Source organism: Streptomyces sp. NPDC091376 (assembly GCF_044757085.1).
Classification (GTDB): domain Bacteria; phylum Actinomycetota; class Actinomycetes; order Streptomycetales; family Streptomycetaceae; genus Streptomyces; species Streptomyces pratisoli.
Genome location: NZ_JBIVUF010000005.1, coordinates 145,104 through 166,014 on the forward strand (window position 1 = coordinate 145,104; position 20,911 = coordinate 166,014).

Here is a 20,911-nt window from a genome sequence, read left to right on the forward strand (position 1 = left end):
ACGTCGGATGGACCTGCTCGCCGCGCTGCGCGCCCACCGGCTGCTCGCCATCGTCCGCGGCAGCGACCCGGACGCGGCGCTGAACACCGTCCTCACCCTCGCCGAGGAGGGCGTCGCCCTCATCGAGGTCTCCCTCACCGGACGCGACGCGCTCGACGTCATCGCCCGGGCACGCGCCGCCCTCGGCCCGGACGCGCTCCTCGGCGCGGGCACCGTCCTCACCGCCGACGACGCACGGGAAGCCCACAAGGCCGGAGCCGCCTTCCTCGTCACCCCCGCGGTCAGCGACGGCATAGCCACCGGCCGGGAACTCGGACTCCCGGTGCTCGCGGGCGTGATGACCCCCACCGACGTCCTCCAGGCACTCCGGCTCGGCGCCGACGCCCTCAAGCTCTTCCCGGCCGGCAGCGCCGGCGGCCCCGGGTATCTGCGCGACCTGCGCGGCCCCTTCCCCGACGTGCCCTTCGTGCCCGTCGGGGGAGTGGACGCCGGGGCGGCCTCGGCATACCTGCGAGCCGGCGCCACGGCCGTCGGTGTCGGCTCCCCGCTGACCGGCGACGCCGCCTCGGGAGGCAGCCTCGCCGCCCTGCGCGCGCGGGCCCGTGAGTTCCTGGACGTCGTCCGTCCGCAGGCCCGCCCGTGACCGCGCCCACGGTCCTCGCGACCGACCGCCTCGAACTCGGCGAGGGCATCCGCTGGACGGACGGCCGGGCCGTACTGACCGACATCCTCACCGGCCGGCTCCTGTCCGCTCCCGACGACCCCGCCGCACCGCACCGGCTGATCGCCCAACTGCCCTGCCCGCTGGGCGCGGTGGCCCCGGTCGAGGGCCGGGCCGGCCACTGGATCGCGGCGGCGGGCACCGGTATCTGCCGCATCGACGACGCCGGGCGAGCCGACTGGATCGCCCGCCCCGAGGACGACGCTCCGGTGCCGATGCGGATGAACGACGGCGTCGCCGACCCGCACGGCCGCTTCTGGGCGGGCAGCATGGCGTACGAGGCGACCGAGGACGCGGGATCCCTCTACCGCGTCGACCGCGACGGCGGCGTCACCCGCGTGCTGCGGGACATCACGGTGCCCAACGGCCCGGCCTTCAGCCACGACGGCACCCTCATGTATCTCGCCGACAGCGCCCGGGGCATCATCCGGCGCTACCCCGTCGACCCGGCCACCGGCGACCTGGGCGCGCCCGAACGCTTCGTCACCTTCGGCACGGGCAGCCCCGACGGCATGACGACCGACTCCGGGGGCGGCCTCTGGACCGCCGTCTGGGGCGTCGGACAGGCTCACCGCTACCACCCCGACGGCACTCTCGACCGGATCGTGGAGCTGCCCGCCGCCCAGCCCGCCGGGTTGTGCCTCGGCGGCCCCGACGGGCGCACCCTCCTCGTCACCAGTGCCCGCATCGGCCTGCCCCGGCCGCGGCCGCTGGACGGCGCCGTCTTCGCGTTCCGCGTGGACGTACCCGGAGCGGCGGCCGCGCCGTACCGCCCGGCGGACACCACGGACCCGGACCGCGCGTACTCCGGCGCCGGGGACTCCGCCGCCACCGGGGCCCGCGCGGCCGGAACCTGCGCGGCGACCGGGGACCTCCTGCCGTGACCGGGGACACCGAGGCCATGGCGCACGCCTACGACAGCGCGCACGCCACCGACACCGTGCACCCGGTCCAGGCCGTCGACAGCGCCGACAGTGCCGACAGCGTTGAGGAGCCCGCCATGAGCGCTCTCTTGCCACTGCGCCCCGGCCCCGTGGTCTGCGTCGGCGAGACCATGGCCGCCCTCGTCCCCGAACCCCTCGGACCGCTGGAGGACGCCGACCTGCTCCGCGCGGACATCGCGGGCGCCGAGTCCAACGTCGCCCTCTACCTCGCCGACCACGGCATTCCCGCCCGATGGGTCTCCGCGGTCGGCGACGACCCCTTCGGCCGTCGCGTCCGCGACCGGGTCGCCGCGGGCGGAGTCGACGTCAGCGGCGTCCGTACTGACCCCGAACGGCCCACCGGACTGCTCCTCAAGGACCCGGGCGAGCACGGCACCCGCGTCCACTACCACCGCCGCGGCTCCGCGGCCTCCGCCCTCACCCCCGACCTGCTCGACGACCCGGCCCTCGCGGGCGCCGCACTCCTCCACCTCAGCGGCATCACCCCGGCCCTGTCGCCCGGTTGCCACGCCCTCGTCGAGCGGGCGCTGCGGCCCGACCGCCCCTGTCCCGTCAGCTTCGACGTCAACCACCGCCCCGGCCTGTGGACCGGTCGCCGCGCCGCCGACGTCCTGCGGTCGCTCGCCGACCGGGCCGACGTCGTCCTCGTCGGCCTGGATGAGGCCCAGACCCTGTGGGGAGAGGCGGTGACCGACGCCCTCGCGGTCCGCGAACTCCTCCCCGGTCCCGGGATCCTCGTCGTCAAGGACGGCGCCAGGGAGGCCACTGCCTTCGTCGGCACGGACACCCACACCGTGCCCGCCCTCACCGCCCGCGTCGCCGAACCGGTCGGTGCCGGCGACGCCTTCGCCGCCGGATTCCTCAGCGGCCTGCTGCGCGACCTGTCCGCGGAACAGGCCCTGCGTCTCGGTCATCTGACGGCCGCCTCCGCCCTCCGGGTCGCCGCGGACCACGGACCCCTTCCGGCCCCCGCGGTGCTCACGAGGCTGCTCGCCGCCGACGACGAGACCTGGCGCGCCGCCAGGATCGACTGACCTCCCGGGCTGCCCGTACCCGAGGGGCAGCACCCCGGCCCACCCCGGCCCACGGGCAACTGCGGTCATCGTGCGGGCTGTTCCGCGGTGCGGCTCCACCGACATGACACAGGTGCCGGGCGCAGTCCCGTACGAGCAGCGGACCGCAGGCCGTCGTCGGCGCGACGACGACGGGCGGTCACCCGGACCGCTTCCCCGGCGGGCGCGATGGTGGCGCCGTCGGCCCACCTCCGTGCGACCGGAGGAGGAACGTCCTCCGCCGCCTCCGTCGGGGCTCCTCCACCCGCCCGCCAGGACATGCCGTGGCGATCACGACGACCGCCCCGACCAGCACCGCGGGAAGCACCGGCGCCCACAGCGGCGCGAAGCGCAGCAGCAGGGCCCCGGCCGTGGCTCCGACCAACAGGGCGCCCAAGCGCGCCGCGCCGTCGGCGACCCCGGCGAGGCGGGGCGGCCTGCCCGTCGTCAGACTGCGGACGACGGTGGTCAACGTACCGGTCAGGTACGTGGTCGACGCACCACGCACACCGGAGCCGATGGTGATCGCACTCTGCATCCCCATCGCCGCCGCGGCAGCGGCGAGAAGCAACGCGGCGGTGTACGGGCCCGGGTCGCCGCCGGTGGCCGGCCATCCACCGGCCACGCAGGCCAGGAGCGCCAGTTCCGCCGCCACGAGCAGACTGGTTCGCCGATCCCAGCCGGCGCTGCGTCGGGCCTGCCCGGCGCTGCCCGCCGCCACGCCCACGGCGTAGCCTCCGACGGCGACCGCCGCGCTCACCAGGAGCTGACCGTCGGGGGTCGCGATGCCTCGGCCCAACTGCACCAGGTTGCCCGTGACGACGCTGGCGAACGCGCCTCCGAGCCGGATGACGCACACCGCGTCGAGGCATCCGGCCGCCGCGGTCAGCACCAGGAGGAGCCGCAGGACGAGCCGCTGCGGCAGGCTCACGTCCGGCCGGCCCGCCCTCGCCCGGCCGCTCCACGGGTGCATCCGGCTCCTTGTCCCTTCACGCCGCCAGGACAGCACTGTAAGACCGTGGGGCGTTCCCATGGCCGAGGCCGGGATGCCTATCCTCGCCCGGTACGGCAAACGAAGGACAGGTGCACATGGCGGACGGCGGCAGGACGGGCTCAGCGGACGGCGGCAGGGCGGGTTCAAGGGACGCGGACAGCACCTCGCGCGCGTCGGGGTCGGCGTCGGGCTCGGGGGCTGCGTCGGCCTCGCTCAGCGCGCTGGCGCGGGACGCGGTACGACAGCGCATCGTCGACCGGCGCTACCCCCAGGGTTCGCGCCTCGTGGAACGCGAGGTCGCCGAAGAGCTCGGCATGTCCCGCGTGCCGGTGCGCGAGGCGCTGCGCGCGCTGGTCGCCGAGGGGCTGCTGGAGCTGCTGCCGCACAGCGGCGTGCGGGTGCGCCGCCTGGAGCGGATCGACGTGGAGCATCTCTACGAGGTGTGGGAACCGCTGGCCGTCCAGGCCTCGCGGCTCGCGGCGCGGGCTGCGTCCGGCGATCCGGAGGGCGTCGCGAACCTGGAATCCACCCTTCGCCGTGCGGAGCACGCGGCTGCGGAGGACGAAGGGACCCGCGAGGTGGCGGCCCACACGGCGTTCCACGAGGGTGTCGTGGCGATGACGGGCAATCCGCTCCTCGCCCGCACCATGGAGCAGCTGAGCTGGCAGCTTCAGCTGCTGTTCGGTCTGCGGGAGGAGCCCGCGCAGATGCGGGCCCAGCACACGGAGATGTTCCGGCACATCGCGGCGGGCGATGGGGAGGCCGCGGCGGCGAGCACGCTGCTGCATGTGCGCGACAGCAGGTCGGTGGCTCTGCGTTCCCTCTTCGGGAACAAGGACTGAGCCTCTTTGTATACCAACTAGAGTCGGGCGACCCTCTCGGCAATCCCCTCGGCGACCAACTGGAGGGAATCCGCGCAGCTCCTACCGTCGCATCCCTCGACTCCTTGCTCGCTGCCGGATGCTTGGTATACAAAGTGGAGGGTCGTCGTCCCCGACCGCCAGGAGCGTCCATGTGCGTCGCAGCCACACCGCCGCCCTCCAGCAAGCTCACCCGCCGCGGGATACTCGCCGGTGCGGCCGCGCTCGCCGGCACGGTGGCGGCCGTCACCCCCGCCTCGGCGGACCCGCGAGGCGGGCCGGCAGGCGGCCGGGGCGAGGACCGCTGGCCGCGCGGCGGAAACCTGGTCGTCGAGGGCGGTACGGTCCTCGATCCCGCGACCGGCGAGGTCATCGAGGACGCCGTCGTCGTCATCAAGGGCGGGGTGGTCGGCGCGGTGGGCGCGCGCGGAAGGGTCGCCACGCCCCAGGGCGTGACGGTCCTCGACGCTCACGGCCGATGGCTCCTGCCCGGCCTCGTCGACGCCCACATTCACCTCAGCACCGCCGCCGAGGCCCGTGACGCGGTCCGCCAAGGCGCGACCAGCGCCCGCAGCGGGTCGACGAACTTCTACCAGGACATCGCCGTACGGGAACTGGCCCGTCACTCCCCGGCTCTCGCGCCCCGCGTCAAGGCCGCAGGCGTCTTCGTCACCCCCGACCTCGGCGACACCGTGCTGGCCGACCCGGACCTCACCCCACTCGCCCGCCTCGACGACGGCGTGCGCTCCGCCGAGGCGCTGCGCCGGGTCGTGGCGGTGAACCTCGCGCGCGGGGCCGACGTCATCAAGACGCGGGTCAACGAGCGCGCGGGACTTCCCGAGCAGGACCCGTTGGCCCAGGTGTACTCGCACGAGCAGCTGTCCGAGATCGTCGCCGCCGCCCGCCGGGGTGGCAAGGGCGTCCTGTGCCACAGCTACAGCGAGAAGGGCTGCCATGACGCCGTGACGGCGGGCATCCGCTCCCTGGAGCACGGGGCGTTCGTCGGCGAGCGCACGCTGTACGAAATGCGCCGCAGGGCCACGTACTTCACCCCGACACTCACCGCGATCGCGGCCCTGGCCGAGTCGCCGGACCCGGTGCTGGCCGAGCGCGGCCGCACCTACCTGCCCGTCCTCGAGCGGGCGGTACTCGCCGCCCATGAGCTGGGCGTGCCGATCGCCGCCGGCACCGATTCGTCCGGCGGGAGGATCCGGCCCATCGGCCGTGAGGTGGAACTCATGCGCGCCGCCGGGCTGCCGGCGCTCGACGCGATCCGTACGGCCACGACCGGCGCGGCACGGCTGCTCGGCCTGGAGCGCACGGTCGGCCGTCTCGCGCGAGGCTACGCGGGCGACGTGATCGTCGTGGACGGCGATCCGCTGGCGGACGTGACCGTGCTCAAGCGCCCGATCCGGGTCGTCCGCGCGGGTATCGCCCTCTGACCGCGACCGCGACCGCGACCGCGACCGCGACCGCGACGGCTGCGGCCGCCACCCGTACGCCCTGCTCGTGGGGGCCCGGCACTTCATGAAGGCCCGCCACTGAAGGCCCCGGCACCCCATGAAGGCCAGCCATCGCATGCGCCACCCCAGGACACGTGGCCCTGCGAACGCCCGGCGCCCTGAGAACCACCACCCCCTGAAGCCTCCAAGGACGCCCCCGTACGTCCTCCTCGTCATCCCGTCCTCCGTCCTGACCGCCGAAGGAGTCACCATGCACCCGTCCCCGAGTTCCTCCAGCGCCCTGTCCCGCCGCAGCGTCCTCGCCGGCGCCGCGGCCCTCGCCGGAACCACCGCCACGGCGGCCGGTGTCGCCGCCCCCGCGCAGGCCGCTCCCACCGCGGGCCGGGACGGCGACCGGCACGGCGGACGTCCCGCCAGGACGGTCGTCTTCCGCAACGTGCGCCCGTTCGGCGCCCGGACGCCTGTGGACCTCGTGGTCGAGGGAGGCAGGATCACGGACCGCCCGGCGCCGAAGGACGCCGTTGTCGTCGACGGCCAGGGCCGGGTCGCGCTGCCGTCGCTCGTGGACGCGCACATCCACCCGGACAAGACGACGTGGGGCGGATCGTGGGTGACGCGCCGGCCCGCGAGCGGTATCGCCGACTACGTCGCCCAGGACGTGGAGCTGTTCCACAGCCGGCGGCGTTCCGTCGCGGAACGCGCCCACGGCCTGATGGCGCACGCCGTGACACGCGGCACCCGCGCGATGCGCGCCCATGCGGACGTCGCCCCGGCCTACGACCTGGCAGGCGTCGAGGGCGTGGCCACCGCACGGAAACGCCTGCGCCACGCGCTCGACGTCCAGATCGTGGCGTTCCCGCAGCACGGTGTCGTCCGCACCCCCGGTACGGCGGAACTGCTCGAAGAGGCGGCGCGTACGGGAGCCGTCGACATGATCGGAGGCATCGACCCGATCGGCTTCGACCAAGCGCTCGACGAGCAGCTCGACCTGGTGTTCGGCATCGCGGACCGGCACGGCGTCGGGGTCGACATCCACCTCCACGACCGGGGGGAGAAGGGCCTCACGGCACTGCGCGGCATCATCGACCGCACACGGGCCCTGTCCCTCAACGGCAAGGTCACCGTCAGCCACGTCTTCTGCCTCCCCGGCCTCACCGGACGTGAACTCGACTCCGTGGCAGCGGAACTGGGCGACCTCGGCATCTCCCTGACCACCGTGGCGCCGTCCGACTCGCTGGTCCTGCCGATCGCCCGGCTGCGCGAACACGGTGTGCACGTCGGGCTCGGCTCCGACGGCGTACGCGACTCGTGGAGCCCGTTCGGCAACGCGGACATGCTGCACCGCGCCCACCTCCTCGGGTGGGTCACGGACGTCCGCCTCGACGAGGAGCTGACGGACTGCTACCGCGTGGCCGCCCACGGCGGCGCGGACGTGATGGCCCTGCCGCACGCGGACTTCGCACCGGGGGCCCCGGCCGACTTCGTCCTCGTACGCGCCGAGTGCCTGCCCCAGGTGGTCGTGGACACACCTCTGCGGGAACTGGTGGTGCACGGCGGCGTGGTCGTCGCCCGGGACGGCGAGCTGGTCGGACGGGAGTAGCCCGCCGGCGGACCACGACCCTCCGCGACAGGACACCGCGGCTCCGGGGAGCCGCGGTCTGCTGCCCATCCATGACGGCCGCGAACTCGCCGGGAAAGGGCAGAGCGCCGCTTCCCTGCCGCTTTTCCGATGAGCCCATGAAAAGGACGTGGATGGGACGGAGTTTCTGCCCGGTCGTTGTGCGTCGTTGAATTTCAGCGAGGCCGAGCCGGGGCATGATGGCGTTCCGTAAATGCTCGTCGCCGTCCAGCGTGACACGTCGTCATGGAGAGAGCCGAGATGCATTCGCGCGTCACGTGGAGTTGGTCCGCCGCCGGATTCCTTCTGGCCGCCCTCGTCCTGATGCCGGCCTGCGTGCCGGCTCCGGGAGGCGGCACGCACGCCCACCGGTCGCCGTCCCCGACCGGCCTCGCCACGGTCTCTCCGTCGCCCGCCGTGACCGGGCCCGTCTCGGCGGAACTGCGGGATCCGGCTCAGGTGGTGAGCAGGGACGGTCTGCTGCGGACGCGCATCGTGGTCGAGCGGAAGAAGGTCGACCTGGCGGGCCGCCCCTTGTGGGCTCTGACCTACAACGGCCAGTACATGCCGCCCACGTTGCGTCTCAAGCCCGGCGACCGCATGGAGATCACGTTCGACAACAGGCTCGACAAGCAGACCAATCTCCATGTGCACGGGATGCACGTCTCGCCGGCCGGGAACTCGGACAACGTCTTCCTGGCGATCGAGCCGGGCAAGACCTTCCAGTACTCCTACCGGTTCCCGAAGAGCCTCGAACCGGGCACGTACTGGTATCACCCCCACCCGCACCTGCTCTCGGCGGCGCAGACCGCGGGAGGCATGTCCGGCATCATCGTGGTCGACGGGCTCGACGAGTATCTCCCGCCGTCCCTGCGCAACATCACCGAGCACGTTGTCGCGTTGAAGGACTTCCAGATCGTCGGCGATCAGATCAAGACCCAGAACCTGAAGATCGGCGCGCCGACCACACGGACCGTCAACGGCCAGCTGAATCCCCGGATCCGTATCCGTCCCGGTGAGACCCAGTTGTGGCGGCTCGCCAACATCGGCGCCAACATCTTCTACAAGGTCGCCCTGCCGGGCACGAAGTTCCACGTGGTGGCCCAGGACGGATATCCGGTGAACAAGGTCTACTCGGCCGACTCCATCGTCATTCCCGCGGGCGCCCGTTACGACGTGCTCGTCCAGGGCGGACCCGCGGGCACCCGGGAGCTGCAGACGCTCCCGTACAACACCGGCAAGGCGGGGAACCAGTTCCCGCAGGCGACCCTGGCGACCGTCGCGTCCGCGGGCGAACCGATGACCGCCGAGCCCATGCCGACGACGTTCGGGCCCACCGACGACCTGGCCACGGCACCCGTCGCGGGCCGCCAGACGATCACGTACACGGAGAACGCCGCCGGTACGCAGTTCTTCATCAACGGCAAGCAGTTCGACCACAACCGGGTCGACTTCCGGGTCAAACTGAACACGGTCGAGGAATGGACCATCAGGAACAACACCGACGAGGTGCATTCGTTCCACGTCCACACCAACGATTTCCAGGTGATGAGCATCAACGGCAGGCCGCGGACCAATTACGGCCTTCAGGACACCGTCGACGTCCCGCCGCGCGGCACCATGGTCATCAGGTCCCGCTTCCTGGACTACCCCGGAAGGACCGTGCTCCACTGCCACATCCTCAATCACGAGGATCTCGGCATGATGTCGGTACTGCAGATCGACAAGTAGGAACCGACAAGAGCGGCGGCCGCCCCTGGTCGGGGAACGGCGCCTGTCGCGTTCCGCCGAATTCCGATTTCCCGCCGACGGGACAACCATGGTCCCGTAGGCGAACAAGCGAGGACACCGAGAGAGGCCAGGCCATGCGTGCGTCGCTCATTCAGCTTTCCGTGGAGGCGTCCGAGACCGCGGAGGAGCGCAGAAGGCGGGCCGCCGCCCTCGTCCTCGAAAGGGCGGGCGACGACCTGGTGATGCTCCCGGAGATGTGGACGGTCGGAGCCTGGGACTACGACGCGTGGGCAGACGGCGCGGAAGGAGTGGACGGGCCGACGGCCGAGGCCATGTCCGCCGCGGCACGCACGGCTGGAGTATGGCTCCACGCCGGATCGATCCTCGAACGCGACAGTGACGGAACCCTCTACAACACCGCGCTCGTCTTCGACCGCGACGGCGCGCTGCGCGGCCGCTACCGGAAGATCCACCGGTACGGCTTCGACACGGGGGAGGCGGTCGTCCTCGGGGCCGGAAAGGAGATCGTCACCGTTGCGACGGACTTCGGAATGCTCGGCCTGGCCATCTGCTACGACCTGCGGTTCCCGGAACTCTTCCGGTCCCTGATCGATGCGGGGGCGGAGATCGTGGCCGTGCCGGCGGCGTGGCCGGCGGAGCGGCTGGAGCACCTGCGGCTCTTCGCGCGCACCAGGGCGGTGGAGGAGCAGGTCTTCCTCCTCGCGTGCGTGGCCACGGGCGAGCACTGCGGAGTGCGCCAGGCCGGGCACAGCATGATCGTCAATCCCTGGGGCGACGTGCTCGCCGGTACGGGAGACGGGGAGGGGATCGTGACGGGAGAGTTCGACATGAAGGATGTCGCGGCCTTCCGCACCCGCCTGCCGGTGCTCCGTGACCGCGTGCTGGCCGTCGCGGCACCACGGACGCGCTGAGCGGCCCCTGGGCGGGCCGGCTCCCGCCCACGCCCCTGCGCCCCGCCGATGCTCTCGCGGCGCGTGCCTGGCCGAGGGCCGCCGCTGTACGGTCACGGTCGTGAACGGATACGCGGCTGTCTACGAGGTGGTGCGCAACCCCCGCCGCAGCCCTGCCGGCGTGACCGGGCAGGAACACATCGGGACCGTCCACGCGGCGGAGACGGACGACTCGGGGGAACAGCCCGGCCCGGCCACACTCTGCGGCCTGTCAACCGCGGCCATACCGCAGGTGCCCGGCGACCGGCCCACCGAACGGGCGGAGACCTGGTGGCCGCCTGTCAGCGCCATCGTCATCTGCGCGGAATGCGACATGGAGACGTAGGGCATGTCCGATGGGTCGGCGAGCCTGCCGTGCCTCGTCGGTCGACTGCACTGACTCAGTTGACCGGCTCGACTCAGCGAGGGCTCATCAGGGGCGGCGGCCGCGTGCCGGACGGCCGAGTCGACAATCGGCCCTTCGTGGCCCGAGCCACGACCACGTAGGCCCGAGGAGCCGGTGTGCCCGCGCGCCTTCGTGAACCATCGGGTTGCGTGCCGCGTCCTCCTGATGCGCGGCTCGTGCCGGGCGGGCGCTGTGCGAGGGAGAGCAGGGGACGGATGACGGGTGAAACGATCGGTATCGGGCTGGCTGTATTGGTGGGCCTGGTGGGTCTGTGGGCCAGTGCGCGGGAGGCACGGCTGCAGATGAGGCTGAGCCGCCACGGGCTGCGCGCTGAGGGGGTGGTGGTGGACCAGGAGCATCAGCCCGGGGACGACTCTTCGACGCCCGTCATCGAGTTCACCGACCGGCAGGGCCGGCCCGTCAGGTTCCGGCCTCCCACGACGGCGACGGGGCTGGACCGCGGAACCCGTGTACCGGTCGCCTACCTGCCTGAAAGGCCGAAAAGCGCACGAGTGTTCACCTGGAAGTACCGCCTGCATGAGATCGTCGGCCTGTTCTTCGGAGCCATGATCTTCCTCGGCGTCGCGGCCGGGTGCCTGCTCACGGGCTGAGCTTGTTCTCCCCGTCACCGCGGTCACGGCCGGGTACTACGCCGCCCCGAGCTGCCGGCTCGTCGCCTCACGGGCGGGCTGGCCTCGTAGTCGATCCTCGGGACGCTGCCTCGCTGAACACCACGCGGGACAGCGCGGTCAGGCGTACGGCGAGGGGCGCGTCTGCAGGCGCCAGATGACGTCGATGCCCGACTCGCCCGGGGCCGTAGGCCCTTCCGGCACTCGCACGCGCTCGATCTCGAGGAAACCCAAGCGCCGGGCGACGGCTCCGCTCGCGTGATTGGCCGCGTCGTGATGGATCTCGATGCGATCGATGCCGGGCATCCGGCGTCCCGCGTTCACAGCGGCAGCGACGGCCGTGGTGGCCAATCCCTTCCCCGTCCAGGAGTGGTGGAGCCAGTAGCCGATCTCCAGCCCACCGGGTCCGATCCGGCGCATCAGACTGCAGCTGCCGATCGCCACACCGCCCGAGGTGATCGCGTAGTGGTACGCCTGCCCCGAAGCCCACTCCTCCTCGCTCCGGGTCAGAAACTCCTTGCCCTGCTGCCGGTCATGGGTGGCCGCGAAGGGCATCCAGGGGAGCAAGTGATCACGTGACTCGGTGATCAACCGATGCAGTATCTCGATATCCTGCACACGCCAACGGCGCAGCTCCACGTTGTCGGAGCGGAGTATCTCCCCGGGCTGTTCCATGTTCAGGATCCTGACGGAGCCAGGTCCGCCCGACAACGCAATTTCCGCACGCATCTCTTCGGCGAGCTCGTCGTCGGGGTCGGCATCCAGCCAGCGGCGGATGTTGAGCCACTGCGCCGCGACGTACCGGTCCCAGCTGTCCTGATCGACAAGGACCCTCATACGATGCGGACAGCCGGAGCAGCACTCCTCGGACTCACGGCGGCGGGCTCCCGTGTCATGATCGCGCGACCGCGACACTCTCAGGGGCCCAGCCGGTGGAAGGACGACAACATGGTGGCCGAGTTGGCTCCGGGCACGGCCGAGCCGGCCCGCGCGCGCATCCCCGACACCGTGGCCGGGGGAACGACCATCCTGCTCAACGGCACGTCCAGCTCCGGCAAGTCCAGCATCGCCCAGGCACTCCTCGACCTTCTCGACGGCACGTGGTTCCACATGCCCGTGGACGCCTTCCACGCCATGCGCTGCAACCGACCCATAGCCGACGAGGACCTCCAGGCCGAGATCGACCGCACATCCAAGGGCTTCCACCGCGCGGTCGCCGGGATGGCCGCAGGTGGCAACAACGTGATCGTGGACTACCCACTCAGCCGCCGCTGGCGGCTGCTGGACCTCCTCGATCTGCTCGTGCTCGAAGACACCGCCCTGATCGCGGTCCGCTGTCCGCTGCCCGAGCTGCAGCGCCGTGAGCGCGAGCGTGGCGACCGACAGCTGGGACTCGCTGCCATGCAGTACGACGAGGTGCACTCCCACGCACTGCACGACGCCGACGTGGACACCAGCCTCCTCTCCCCGGAGCAATGCGCCCTCCGCATCCGTGACTTCCTGTCGGACCGGCCGCGTCCCACCGCCCTCGAACGGCTTCGGATGACACTGCGATCCTCCGACTGACCTCTCAGCGCATGCGGCAGGAGGATGGCGCGGCGTCTGCTTACGTGACACCCTGACGACCGTGATCATCAGGGTGAGTGAGGCACGCATCCGTCCTGAACGGTTCGAGGCGTTCCGCGACATGATCGTCTCTGCGGTACGCGAGTTTCCCAGTCGTTACCCAGGGCTGGTGGACCACGAGGTACTGCTCGCGCCGCCTGATTCGCTGCTGTACGTCAGTCGCTGGCGCAGCGAAGAGGACTTGGTCGGCTACGCCGGCGAGCACTGGCGTGACCAGCCCGTGGTCCTGCCCGGCGAGGACGAGTACCTCGTTGCACCACTTCAGGTCCGGCACTTCACGCTTGCGCCTCTCGGCTAGGAGCGTGGGCCAGTAAACAACTCCTGGGATGCCGCGCCTCGTGGTGAAGTGCGGCTGCTGAGCGCTGCTCTTGAAAGGCGTGGCTGCCGGGCAGTCGTGATGCGAAAATCAGTCCGCAACTTGATCCACATCCGCGTCCCGGAGGTCTGCATGGACGTCGCCTCGCTGCTGCCGTTGACCACGGCCCGGTTGTCGCTGCGTCTGTTCAATCCCGGCGACGCCGACGACCTGTACGCCTACCAGAGCCTGCCGAGCGTGGCGCGCTACTTGTACCGGCCGGCGCACACGCGTGAGCGCAGCGAGCAGGTTGCCGCCGAGCGCGCGGCGCAGACGGCCTGGCGCGCTGACGGGGACAAGCTGGCGCTCGCTGTCTGCCGACGCGATGAGCCCGGCGTCCTTGGCGAGGTGAGCCTCGCCCTGGCCGATGCCCGCGCCGCCCAGGCCGAGATCGGCTGGACCCTCGACCCAGGTCACCAGGGGCACGGCTACGCGACCGAGGCGGCCGCGGCGCTGGCCGGGTTTGCCTTCGACATGCTGGGCGTGCACCGGCTTTACGCACGGCTGGATGTGGAGAACACCGGGTCTGTGCGGGTCTGTGAGCGCCTCGGGATGCGCCGGGAGGCGCACCTGGTCGAGAACGACCTCGACGGGGATCGCTGGGGCAGCGAGTACATCTACGCGGCGCTGTCCGCGGATCTTGGCAGTCGATCAGGCGATTGAGCTCGACGCCGCCTCCTGTTCGTGATCTTCCATATGGGAGCATCCTGGTATATCTGGTGGGGATGGCCTGTTCGAGGTGGATCCGGCGGCGGTGGTGAAGCCGGAGACCGCGCCGACGGTGGCGGTGAAGAAGACCTTCCGGACCTTCGTCCCCGATCAGGTCCTGCTGCTGCCGCCGTCGCTGGAGGACTGGCTGCCCGAGAACCACCTGGCCCGGTTCGTCGCCGACCTGGTCGACGAGGTGCTTGACCTCGGGCCGATCCTGGCCGACTACACCGAAAAGCGCGGCTACCCGCCCTACGATCCCCGGCTGATGGTGCGTCTGCTGATCTACGGTTACACCACCGGCGTCTGCTCCTCCCGGGCCATCGAGCGCCGCCTGGGACGACGTCACGTTCCGGTTCCTGGCCGCCGGCCAGGAACCGAACTACGCCGGGTACTGCTCCGAGACCAACCTTGAGGCTGCGCGAGAGCGCCAACTCGCCTGCGGCACCGACACGTTCATGGCCACCGGCCGACTCGCCCACAACGGCCAAGTCCCGCCCGCACCCCGCGGACGCATTCCCAAGGACGCCACCCTCAAGGAACGCATGGCCCGCAAGCTGCGGACCAAGCCCGGCAAGGCCGCCTACAGCCGCCGCAAGGCCATCGTCGAACCCGTCTTCGGACAGATCATGACCTGCCAGAACGGCCGCCAGCTCCTCCTGCGCGGCGAAGACGGAGCCCGAGGAGAGTGGCGCCTGCTGGCCGCCTGCCACAACCTCCGCAAGATCTTCCGACGCGCCGGGACCTCCGGACTCGCCGCCCTGGCCAGCTGACCAATCGGGCCTCCCGGGCCCGTCACCAGCCCGATACGGGCCCAACTCCCGACGGCCACGCCCCCGACTGCGCCTCACCAGCGGCGGCGAGGCGGCCAGGACCGATCCCATCGACCAAAGCCTCCAGCCACTTGCCCGTTACAGAGACACGCTCCTAGCGAGTGATCCGCGTTCGGATCACGAGTTCCGAAACACCCCGGCAAGCGACCGGATCAACCACCGGAGGCGGTGGCTGATCCGCTCCTCCTCAAGGGCACCGACAGACGCCGGTCAGGCAGGCGTGCTCCAGCGCTGGTTCGCCCCGCCGTGGCAGTCCCAGACGATCAGCCTCGTACCGTCCGCGGTGCCGCCGTCCGCCGCGTCCAGGCACCGGCCCGTCTGCGGATTGACCAGCGCGCCGCCGCTGCGCTGCCACTGCTGCGCGGCCGAGCCGTCGCAGCTCCTGAGCTGGACGTCGCCGCCGCTCACCGCCATGCACTTGAAGAGCGCACGCACCGTGCCGTCGCCCGCGAGCACCCAGTTCTGGTGATTGACGTCGCCGCACGTCCACAGCTCCAGCGGGGTGCCGTCCGCGCTGCTGCCTCCGGTGATGTCGACGCACTTGCCACCGGTGCTGGTGATCGAGCCCGACGAGGAGTTGCCGATCCCGTCCTCCTGGACGCTGCCGCCCGAGACCTGGGTCACCTTCGCGTACGAGCTGCAGGTGCTGCTCGTCGACGTCCCGCTGACAGCCGCCGTGACCGTGCCGCCGCCGGTGCTCGTGCCGGTGGGCAGGTCGTAGCGGGCCCTGGAGTACGGCTCGTCCCGGCAGGTCGCCGCGTCGTTGTTCCAGTCGAAGTACTCGACCCAGTCGACCATTCCACCGGCGTTGATCCCCGCGCCGGCGCCGACCTGGAGGCTCCCCAGGACGAAGGACGTGCCGGCCGTGGTGTCGGTGACGGTGGCCTGGTACCAGCCGTCCGGAGTGCCGGGGGAGACGCGGAAGGTGTAGCGGTGTCCCGCGGTGAACGCCTGGTTGTAGCGGCAGGTGTAGCCGGAGCCGGTCTCGTCGAAGGTCTGGCAGTAGGTGCCGGCGGAGCCCGGCCGCGCCGCGGTCGCGTCCCACAGCGAGAACAGGAACATGCCGCTGCCGGTACGCCAGCGCTGCTGTCCGATGTATCCGCCCACTCCGCTGCTGAAGCCGAACTGGTGTGCCCAGAAGACATTGCCGCGGCCGGGGTCGGCCTCGACCGTCGTGGCGAAGGTGACGTCGGTCAGGGTGCTGGTCCCCGCCGGGAAGGCGTAGTTGGTGTAGCTGCCGGGGGTCGCCCCGCTCGCCGAGGCGGGGGCGGCGAGTCCCAGGCAGGCGGCGACGGCGAGAACGGCGCTCACACAGAGCGTTCTGGCACGGAGCATGTGCGCTTCCTCCTTGATGGCGATGTGCATGACATTGCCTAAGCGGAAGCGTGGGGTCCTGCGACACCGGTACGGGATGGACTTTCCACCCGGGCAGATGGATTCTTCGGGTCCGGCGTCGAGTCACGCCGACAGTTCAGGGTCGGCGGACCGGAGGGGCGCTGCCAAGACCGTGGGCTGGGTCACTACGGAGACGGACTCGGTGAGGAGCCGGTGCACAGGGCAGCGGCCGGCGGCCGCCAACAGCCTTTCTGTCTGCTCTTGTTCGAGGTCACCGACCAGTCGGATGCTCCTGAAGATCTGCTGTCGCGGGCCGTTGGGGGGATCGACCCGCACCTCCACGTCGACACTCCGCAGCTGGAACCCGTGCCGGTCCGCATACGCCCGGACGGCCATGGAGGTGCACGACCCGAGCGCCGCCAGCACCATCTCCGTGGGAGTGGGAGCCGCGTCCGTGCCGAAGGGCTCCGACGCGTCCGCGGTCAGCCGGTGGGGACCCACCTCGATGGTGCGGACCAGCTGTTGACCTTCACGTACTGAAACGGGGCGTGCGCTCATCGGCCGACCTCTCTCAAGCGGCCGCTCACGGCCCGCTGATCATCCTGTTACAGATAAGACAGAGAAGGTCGCTTCCCTGTGACACCCGCCCCGTTTCCCGGCGCACTCCTGGGGGCTTCTGGCGGAGCCATGGATTCACATTCCGGGCGGGTGTCACAGCGTGTTGTGCCGCACGGACTCTATGGCAAAAGCGTCCTGCCCTCGGCTGAAGGGATCAGTTGTTCATGGACGCCACATAGTGGGACAGCTTGGTCGGATTCAGCACCCACATGAGCCGGTCGATACCCTTGTCCGACGATTCGATGGAGAGAAGGGCCACGGGGTTCTCGCCATGCAGGACGAGAACAGCGGGTTGGCTGTTGGCCTCCACCCATCGAATGCTGGTTTCGGGCCAGAAGCGCGGTGCGAAGGCGGCAAGGTACTTGGAAACATGGGCACGTCCGACGACCGGGATCTTCGATGCCCCGCGCACTCCTCCACCGTCGGCGTAGCTGACGACATCGGTGGCGAGAAGCTCTTCCAGCTGTGACAGATTCCCCGTCTGCGCCGCCGAGACGAATGCCTCCATCAGCCGCCGGTGATCAGCTTGGCTGACGGGCTCCCTGTGCTCGTCGGCCAGGTGCTTCCGGGCACGGCTCACCAGTTGGCGGCAGTTGGCCTCGCTCGTCTCCAGAATGGTCGCGACCTGCTTGTACGGGTAGTCGAACGCTTCCCTCAGGATGTACGCGGCTCGTTCCGTCGGGTTGAGCCTTTCGAGGAGAAAGAGCACCGCGAGTTCGAGCGCTTCCTTCTTCTCGGCGCCGACGTACGGATCCGTGCTCGTATCGATCGGTTCCGGGAGCCAGGGCCCGATGTACGCTTCACGCCGCACCCTGGCCGACTGGGCGAAGTTGATCGCCAGACGTGTGGTGATCGTGGTCAGGAAGGCTGCCGGTTCACGAATGTCGGTGCGGTCGGCATTCTGCCATCGTAGCCAGGCTTCCTGGACGATGTCCTCGGCTTCCACCGCGCTACCGAGCATTCGGTAGGCGATGCCGAAAAGCTGTGGGCGCGCTGCGGTGAACTCCCTCGCGGCCTGGTCGAGCGAGGATGTGCCGTTCCCAGCGTGCATGGTTTCCCTTTCGGCCTCTGGGTTCATCATGCTACAAACCGCGAAACGGCACAGTTTCTACGATCACGGGATCCCCGACGCGGCTGATTGCCTTCGATTCCCAGGGGCACGCGGGCACACTGTTGTCGATCGCGGAAGGCTGGAGCCGGGTGGTGGGCGATGGGGACTCGCCCCGCGATCGTTGTGGAACCTTCCCACACATGACCCCGCGGCCTGCGGGGACGGAACGCAGGGTGACTCCCTGTACGGCCTGCTGCCGTACAGGGAGTCACCCTCGACGCAACGTACGTTCCACGATGGTTCGTTCAGGTATGCCTGACCGTCAGTCAGTCCGCCTGTCCCTCTGTCCGTCTCCGCGCCGATGGTCGGGGGGCGCGGAGACGGACGTCCCACCCCTGATGGGTGGGTGTCTCCGGTTATCCGAACTGGCCGGGCTGGTAGTCACCGGCGGGCTGCTGGTTGATGACGTTGATGCGGTTGTAGGCGTTGATGACGGCGATGAGGGAGATCAGGGCGGCGAGCTGGTCCTCGTCGTAGTGCTTGGTGGCGTTCGCCCAGGCCTCGTCCGTGACGCCACCGGCGGCGTCCGCGATGCGGGTGCCCTGCTCCGCCAGCTCCAGCGCGGCACGCTCGGCGTCGGTGAAGACCTTGGCCTCACGCCAGACCGCGACCAGGTTGAGGCGCAGCGAGGTCTCGCCGGCGGCGGCCGCGTCCTTGGTGTGCATGTCGGTGCAGAAGCCGCAGCCATTGATCTGGCTGGCCCGGATCTTCACCAGCTCCTGCGTCGCAACGGGCAGCGTCGAGTCCGAGACCACTTTGCTCGCCGAGTTGATGTGCTTCAGGATCTTGCCTGCAACGGGGTTACCGAAGTAGTTGAGACGGGCGTCCATGATGAACCTCCTAGGGCGTACTGCGGTTACGCACTATTGACGGGACAGCCCGGCAAGCTGTGACAGGAGGTCGATGTGACCTGGGTCACATCGACTGTCCCGCCTTCTCGGATCGGTGTGAACGGCGACCTCGGACCCGTGACCCGGACCCCCTGACCCGTGACCCGGACCCTCTGACCCGGACCCTGTCGGTCGTGATCACACCGTTCGGCGACCGATGTGATCCATCACCTGAGGTCACAGCCGTGTCCCGGCGTCCTGGGAACGCAACGACAGGTGGCCTGCGCGGAGACGGCGTAGTCTTTCCAGATATCCGGCCGTGCCGTCGAGAGTATGGGCGCGGACGACGATCACCGGTGCCTGATTTACGCGACGAGGCAGCTCCGGGCCACACAAGCTGATCCCGGTATCTGTGGCACGGCTGGCTGATCGGCTCTGCGCATCGGCTCCGAGACCGGAGGTGACGTGATGCCGAACAACGAACCGGCGGGAAACTCCCCGGGAGGACAGGGTCAGCGATCCGAGGCCTGGAAGACCGCGGTCACCGTGATTCAGGAGGCCAAGCCGCCCTCCCTTCCGGAGGGAGCACATGCCATGACTCTCCTCGTCGAGTTTCCCCCCGGAGACCCTGGCACCCCTCCCCACCGCCACTTCGGACCGGCCTTCGGCTACGTCCTGGAAGGCGAGATGCTGTTCGAGCTGGAGGGCGAACCCGAGCGGGTGATCCGCGCCGGGGAGGCGTTTTGGGAGCCCGGCGGCGACGTGATCCACTACCAGGACGGCAACAACCGTACGGACGTGCCGAGTCGGTTCATCGTCACGATGATGTGCGAGCCGGACAAACCCATGCTCGTCCTCGTCGACGAGGACGAGTTGGAGCAACGCAAGGACAGGCGGGCTCCACGCCCCTCCTGAACGGCGCGCACTGCTGCCGGTGTTGTTCTGTGCCTCGTCCGCTTCCCTGCCGACGAGTTCCGCGAGTTCCGTACCGCGAGCGTAAGGGCTCCGTACCGCGAGCGTCAGTCTGCGCACCGCAGGTGTCAGGACGAGCTGCGTACTGCGAGCTGAGTGGGAAGCGTGATGTGCTGTCGCGGTTCGCCGGGATGGGCGATCTCGTCGAGAAGAAGGCGGGCGATCGTGCCCCCGATCTCCTCGACCGGCTGACGCACGCTGGTCATGGCGGGGTGCGCGTAGCGAGCGATGTAGGAGTCGTCAAAGCCGACGACGGCCACATCGTCGGGAATCCGTCGCCCCTGCCGACGCAGCTCCAGCATGGCGCCGGCGGCCATGACGTCCGACGCGGCGAACACGGAGTCGAGGTTTGGATTGCGTTCGAGAAGTGAACGCATGGCGAGCCTGCCGCCTTCCTCCGTGAAGTCGGCCGTGACAATGAGGCGCTCGTCGGCAGCCAGTCCGGCCTCGCCCCGAGCGTCCTTCCACCCCTGGAGCCGGCTGCGGCCGACGTCCATGTCGAGGGGACCCGTGATGGTGGCGGTCGTGGTTCGACCACGGGAGACGAGGTGCCGGACGGCTTCCCTCGCGCCCCCCACGTTGTCGGCGCACGCGTGGCTCAGGGACTCCTCGGGGCCGCGTCGCCCGGCCAGCACCGTGGGCAGTCCGAGGTTCTCCAGGATGCCGGGCAGTGGGTCGTGCTCGTGCACGGAGACCAGCAGCACACCGTCGACCCTCCGCTCCGCCACACTGTCCGTGAGCTGGTCACGCTCTTCCCTGTCACGGACGAGCACGAGCTGGAGCTGTGTCCTGGTGGTCGTCAGGACGGTGCTCACACCGCGGATGACGGCGGAGAAGTAGGGTTCCGCGCCCAGTCTGCTCTCGGATTCCGGGATCACCAGCGCTATCGAGTTGGTACGCCGTGTCACCAGGCCGCGGGCGACCGAGTTCGGTACGTAGTTGAGCTCGGCGATGGCCGCGAGGACCGCTTCCCTGGCCTCGTCACTGACCAGTGTGGAGCCGTTGATGACACGTGAAACCGTGGTACGTCCCACCCCGGCACGCGCGGCCACGGTTTTGATGGTCGGCCGATGCTGTGCCCCCATGCGCCTCTCCTCGTTCACCCCGGCCCTGCGAGCCGCTCGCCAGCGCATTGTGCCAGATGTCCACACGAAC

Annotated in this window: 21 protein-coding genes and 2 pseudogenes; 15 read left to right on the top strand and 8 right to left on the bottom strand. The window is 70.3% G+C overall.

Annotated elements, in window-relative coordinates:
• The first annotated feature begins 7 nt into the window (after positions 1-7).
• The 3 genes from ACIQMR_RS12825 (at position 8) to ACIQMR_RS12835 (ending at position 2,699) form a co-directional block, all read left to right on the top strand.
• On the top strand, positions 8-643 hold the full coding sequence (locus tag ACIQMR_RS12825; RefSeq protein ID WP_401385442.1) for a bifunctional 4-hydroxy-2-oxoglutarate aldolase/2-dehydro-3-deoxy-phosphogluconate aldolase: 636 nt from the start codon (positions 8-10) through the stop codon (positions 641-643).
• Entirely contained in the window at positions 640-1,605 is a 966-nt protein-coding gene (locus ACIQMR_RS12830) for an SMP-30/gluconolactonase/LRE family protein (RefSeq protein WP_401385443.1), read from the top strand. Before ACIQMR_RS12825 ends, ACIQMR_RS12830 begins: the two co-directional genes overlap by 4 nt.
• A gap of 116 nt (positions 1,606-1,721) precedes the next feature.
• Complete coding sequence (locus ACIQMR_RS12835; RefSeq protein WP_401385740.1) at positions 1,722-2,699, top strand: sugar kinase; 978 nt, start codon at positions 1,722-1,724, stop codon at positions 2,697-2,699.
• A gap of 178 nt (positions 2,700-2,877) precedes the next feature.
• Here the strand turns inward: ACIQMR_RS12835 and ACIQMR_RS12840 are convergent, their stop codons facing one another.
• Positions 2,878-3,690, bottom strand: a complete 813-nt coding sequence (locus ACIQMR_RS12840) for a YoaK family protein (RefSeq protein WP_401385444.1) — start codon at positions 3,688-3,690, stop codon at positions 2,878-2,880.
• Positions 3,691-3,806: 116 nt separating this feature from the next.
• On the opposite strand from ACIQMR_RS12840, the gene ACIQMR_RS12845 reads away from it, so the two are divergent.
• The 7 genes from ACIQMR_RS12845 to ACIQMR_RS12875 all read left to right on the top strand — a co-directional run bounded on the left by ACIQMR_RS12845 (position 3,807) and on the right by ACIQMR_RS12875 (position 11,350).
• A complete protein-coding gene (locus ACIQMR_RS12845) occupies positions 3,807-4,553 on the top strand; it encodes a GntR family transcriptional regulator (RefSeq protein ID WP_401385445.1) in 747 nt (248 codons plus the stop codon).
• A 170-nt stretch (positions 4,554-4,723) separates the two neighbouring features.
• On the top strand, positions 4,724-6,013 hold the full coding sequence (locus tag ACIQMR_RS12850; protein WP_401385446.1) for an amidohydrolase family protein: 1,290 nt from the start codon (positions 4,724-4,726) through the stop codon (positions 6,011-6,013).
• 271 nt (positions 6,014-6,284) lie between these two features.
• Complete coding sequence (locus ACIQMR_RS12855; RefSeq protein ID WP_401385447.1) at positions 6,285-7,634, top strand: amidohydrolase; 1,350 nt, start codon at positions 6,285-6,287, stop codon at positions 7,632-7,634.
• A 279-nt stretch (positions 7,635-7,913) separates the two neighbouring features.
• The gene (locus ACIQMR_RS12860) at positions 7,914-9,383 is read left to right on the top strand and encodes a multicopper oxidase family protein (RefSeq protein ID WP_401385448.1); all 1,470 of its coding nucleotides are present in this window, start codon (positions 7,914-7,916) and stop codon (positions 9,381-9,383) included.
• A gap of 134 nt (positions 9,384-9,517) precedes the next feature.
• Positions 9,518-10,315, top strand: a complete 798-nt coding sequence (locus ACIQMR_RS12865; RefSeq protein WP_401385449.1) for a nitrilase-related carbon-nitrogen hydrolase — start codon at positions 9,518-9,520, stop codon at positions 10,313-10,315.
• Positions 10,316-10,415: 100 nt separating this feature from the next.
• Positions 10,416-10,679, top strand: a complete 264-nt coding sequence (locus ACIQMR_RS12870; RefSeq protein WP_401385450.1) for a hypothetical protein — start codon at positions 10,416-10,418, stop codon at positions 10,677-10,679.
• A gap of 275 nt (positions 10,680-10,954) precedes the next feature.
• Entirely contained in the window at positions 10,955-11,350 is a 396-nt protein-coding gene (locus ACIQMR_RS12875; RefSeq protein WP_401385451.1) for a DUF3592 domain-containing protein, read from the top strand.
• Positions 11,351-11,488: 138 nt separating this feature from the next.
• Here the strand turns inward: ACIQMR_RS12875 and ACIQMR_RS12880 are convergent, their stop codons facing one another.
• Both ACIQMR_RS12880 and ACIQMR_RS12885 read right to left on the bottom strand, forming a co-directional pair.
• On the bottom strand, positions 11,489-12,097 hold the full coding sequence (locus ACIQMR_RS12880) for a GNAT family N-acetyltransferase (protein ID WP_401385743.1): 609 nt from the start codon (positions 12,095-12,097) through the stop codon (positions 11,489-11,491).
• Positions 12,083-12,199: pseudogene (locus ACIQMR_RS12885) on the bottom strand (SAM-dependent methyltransferase); the annotation flags it as partial. The gene ACIQMR_RS12880 and the pseudogene ACIQMR_RS12885, both read right to left, overlap by 15 nt.
• A 117-nt stretch (positions 12,200-12,316) precedes the next feature.
• Here ACIQMR_RS12885 and ACIQMR_RS12890 point away from each other — a divergent pair.
• The 4 genes and pseudogenes from ACIQMR_RS12890 (at position 12,317) to ACIQMR_RS12905 (ending at position 14,830) form a co-directional block, all read left to right on the top strand.
• Positions 12,317-12,934 (top strand): AAA family ATPase, encoded by a 618-nt coding sequence (locus ACIQMR_RS12890; RefSeq protein WP_401385452.1) that lies wholly within the window; start codon positions 12,317-12,319, stop codon positions 12,932-12,934.
• 61 nt (positions 12,935-12,995) lie between these two features.
• Entirely contained in the window at positions 12,996-13,292 is a 297-nt protein-coding gene (locus ACIQMR_RS12895) for an antibiotic biosynthesis monooxygenase family protein (RefSeq protein WP_401385453.1), read from the top strand.
• A 150-nt stretch (positions 13,293-13,442) separates the two neighbouring features.
• Positions 13,443-14,012, top strand: a complete 570-nt coding sequence (locus tag ACIQMR_RS12900; RefSeq protein WP_401385454.1) for a GNAT family N-acetyltransferase — start codon at positions 13,443-13,445, stop codon at positions 14,010-14,012.
• A gap of 67 nt (positions 14,013-14,079) precedes the next feature.
• Positions 14,080-14,830 (top strand): annotated as a pseudogene (locus ACIQMR_RS12905) (transposase).
• A 270-nt stretch (positions 14,831-15,100) separates the two neighbouring features.
• On the opposite strand, the gene ACIQMR_RS12910 reads toward ACIQMR_RS12905, so the two are convergent.
• The 4 genes from ACIQMR_RS12910 to ACIQMR_RS12925 form a co-directional block, all read right to left on the bottom strand.
• On the bottom strand, positions 15,101-16,225 hold the full coding sequence (locus tag ACIQMR_RS12910; protein WP_401385455.1) for a ricin-type beta-trefoil lectin domain protein: 1,125 nt from the start codon (positions 16,223-16,225) through the stop codon (positions 15,101-15,103).
• A gap of 123 nt (positions 16,226-16,348) precedes the next feature.
• Positions 16,349-16,783, bottom strand: coding sequence for an OsmC family protein (locus tag ACIQMR_RS12915; RefSeq protein WP_401385456.1), 435 nt, complete (start codon positions 16,781-16,783; stop codon positions 16,349-16,351).
• 214 nt (positions 16,784-16,997) lie between these two features.
• Complete coding sequence (locus ACIQMR_RS12920) at positions 16,998-17,894, bottom strand: RNA polymerase sigma-70 factor (RefSeq protein WP_401385746.1); 897 nt, start codon at positions 17,892-17,894, stop codon at positions 16,998-17,000.
• Positions 17,895-18,310: 416 nt separating this feature from the next.
• Positions 18,311-18,784: a carboxymuconolactone decarboxylase family protein gene (locus ACIQMR_RS12925; protein WP_401385457.1), complete on the bottom strand. Its 474-nt coding sequence runs from the start codon at positions 18,782-18,784 to the stop codon at positions 18,311-18,313.
• A 468-nt stretch (positions 18,785-19,252) separates the two neighbouring features.
• Between ACIQMR_RS12925 and ACIQMR_RS12930 the strand changes: the two genes are divergently transcribed.
• Positions 19,253-19,699, top strand: a complete 447-nt coding sequence (locus ACIQMR_RS12930; protein ID WP_401385458.1) for a cupin domain-containing protein — start codon at positions 19,253-19,255, stop codon at positions 19,697-19,699.
• Positions 19,700-19,824: 125 nt separating this feature from the next.
• Here ACIQMR_RS12930 and ACIQMR_RS12935 read toward each other — a convergent pair whose 3' ends face one another.
• Complete coding sequence (locus tag ACIQMR_RS12935) at positions 19,825-20,841, bottom strand: LacI family DNA-binding transcriptional regulator (RefSeq protein WP_401385459.1); 1,017 nt, start codon at positions 20,839-20,841, stop codon at positions 19,825-19,827.
• Between the last annotated feature and the right edge of the window lie 70 nt (positions 20,842-20,911).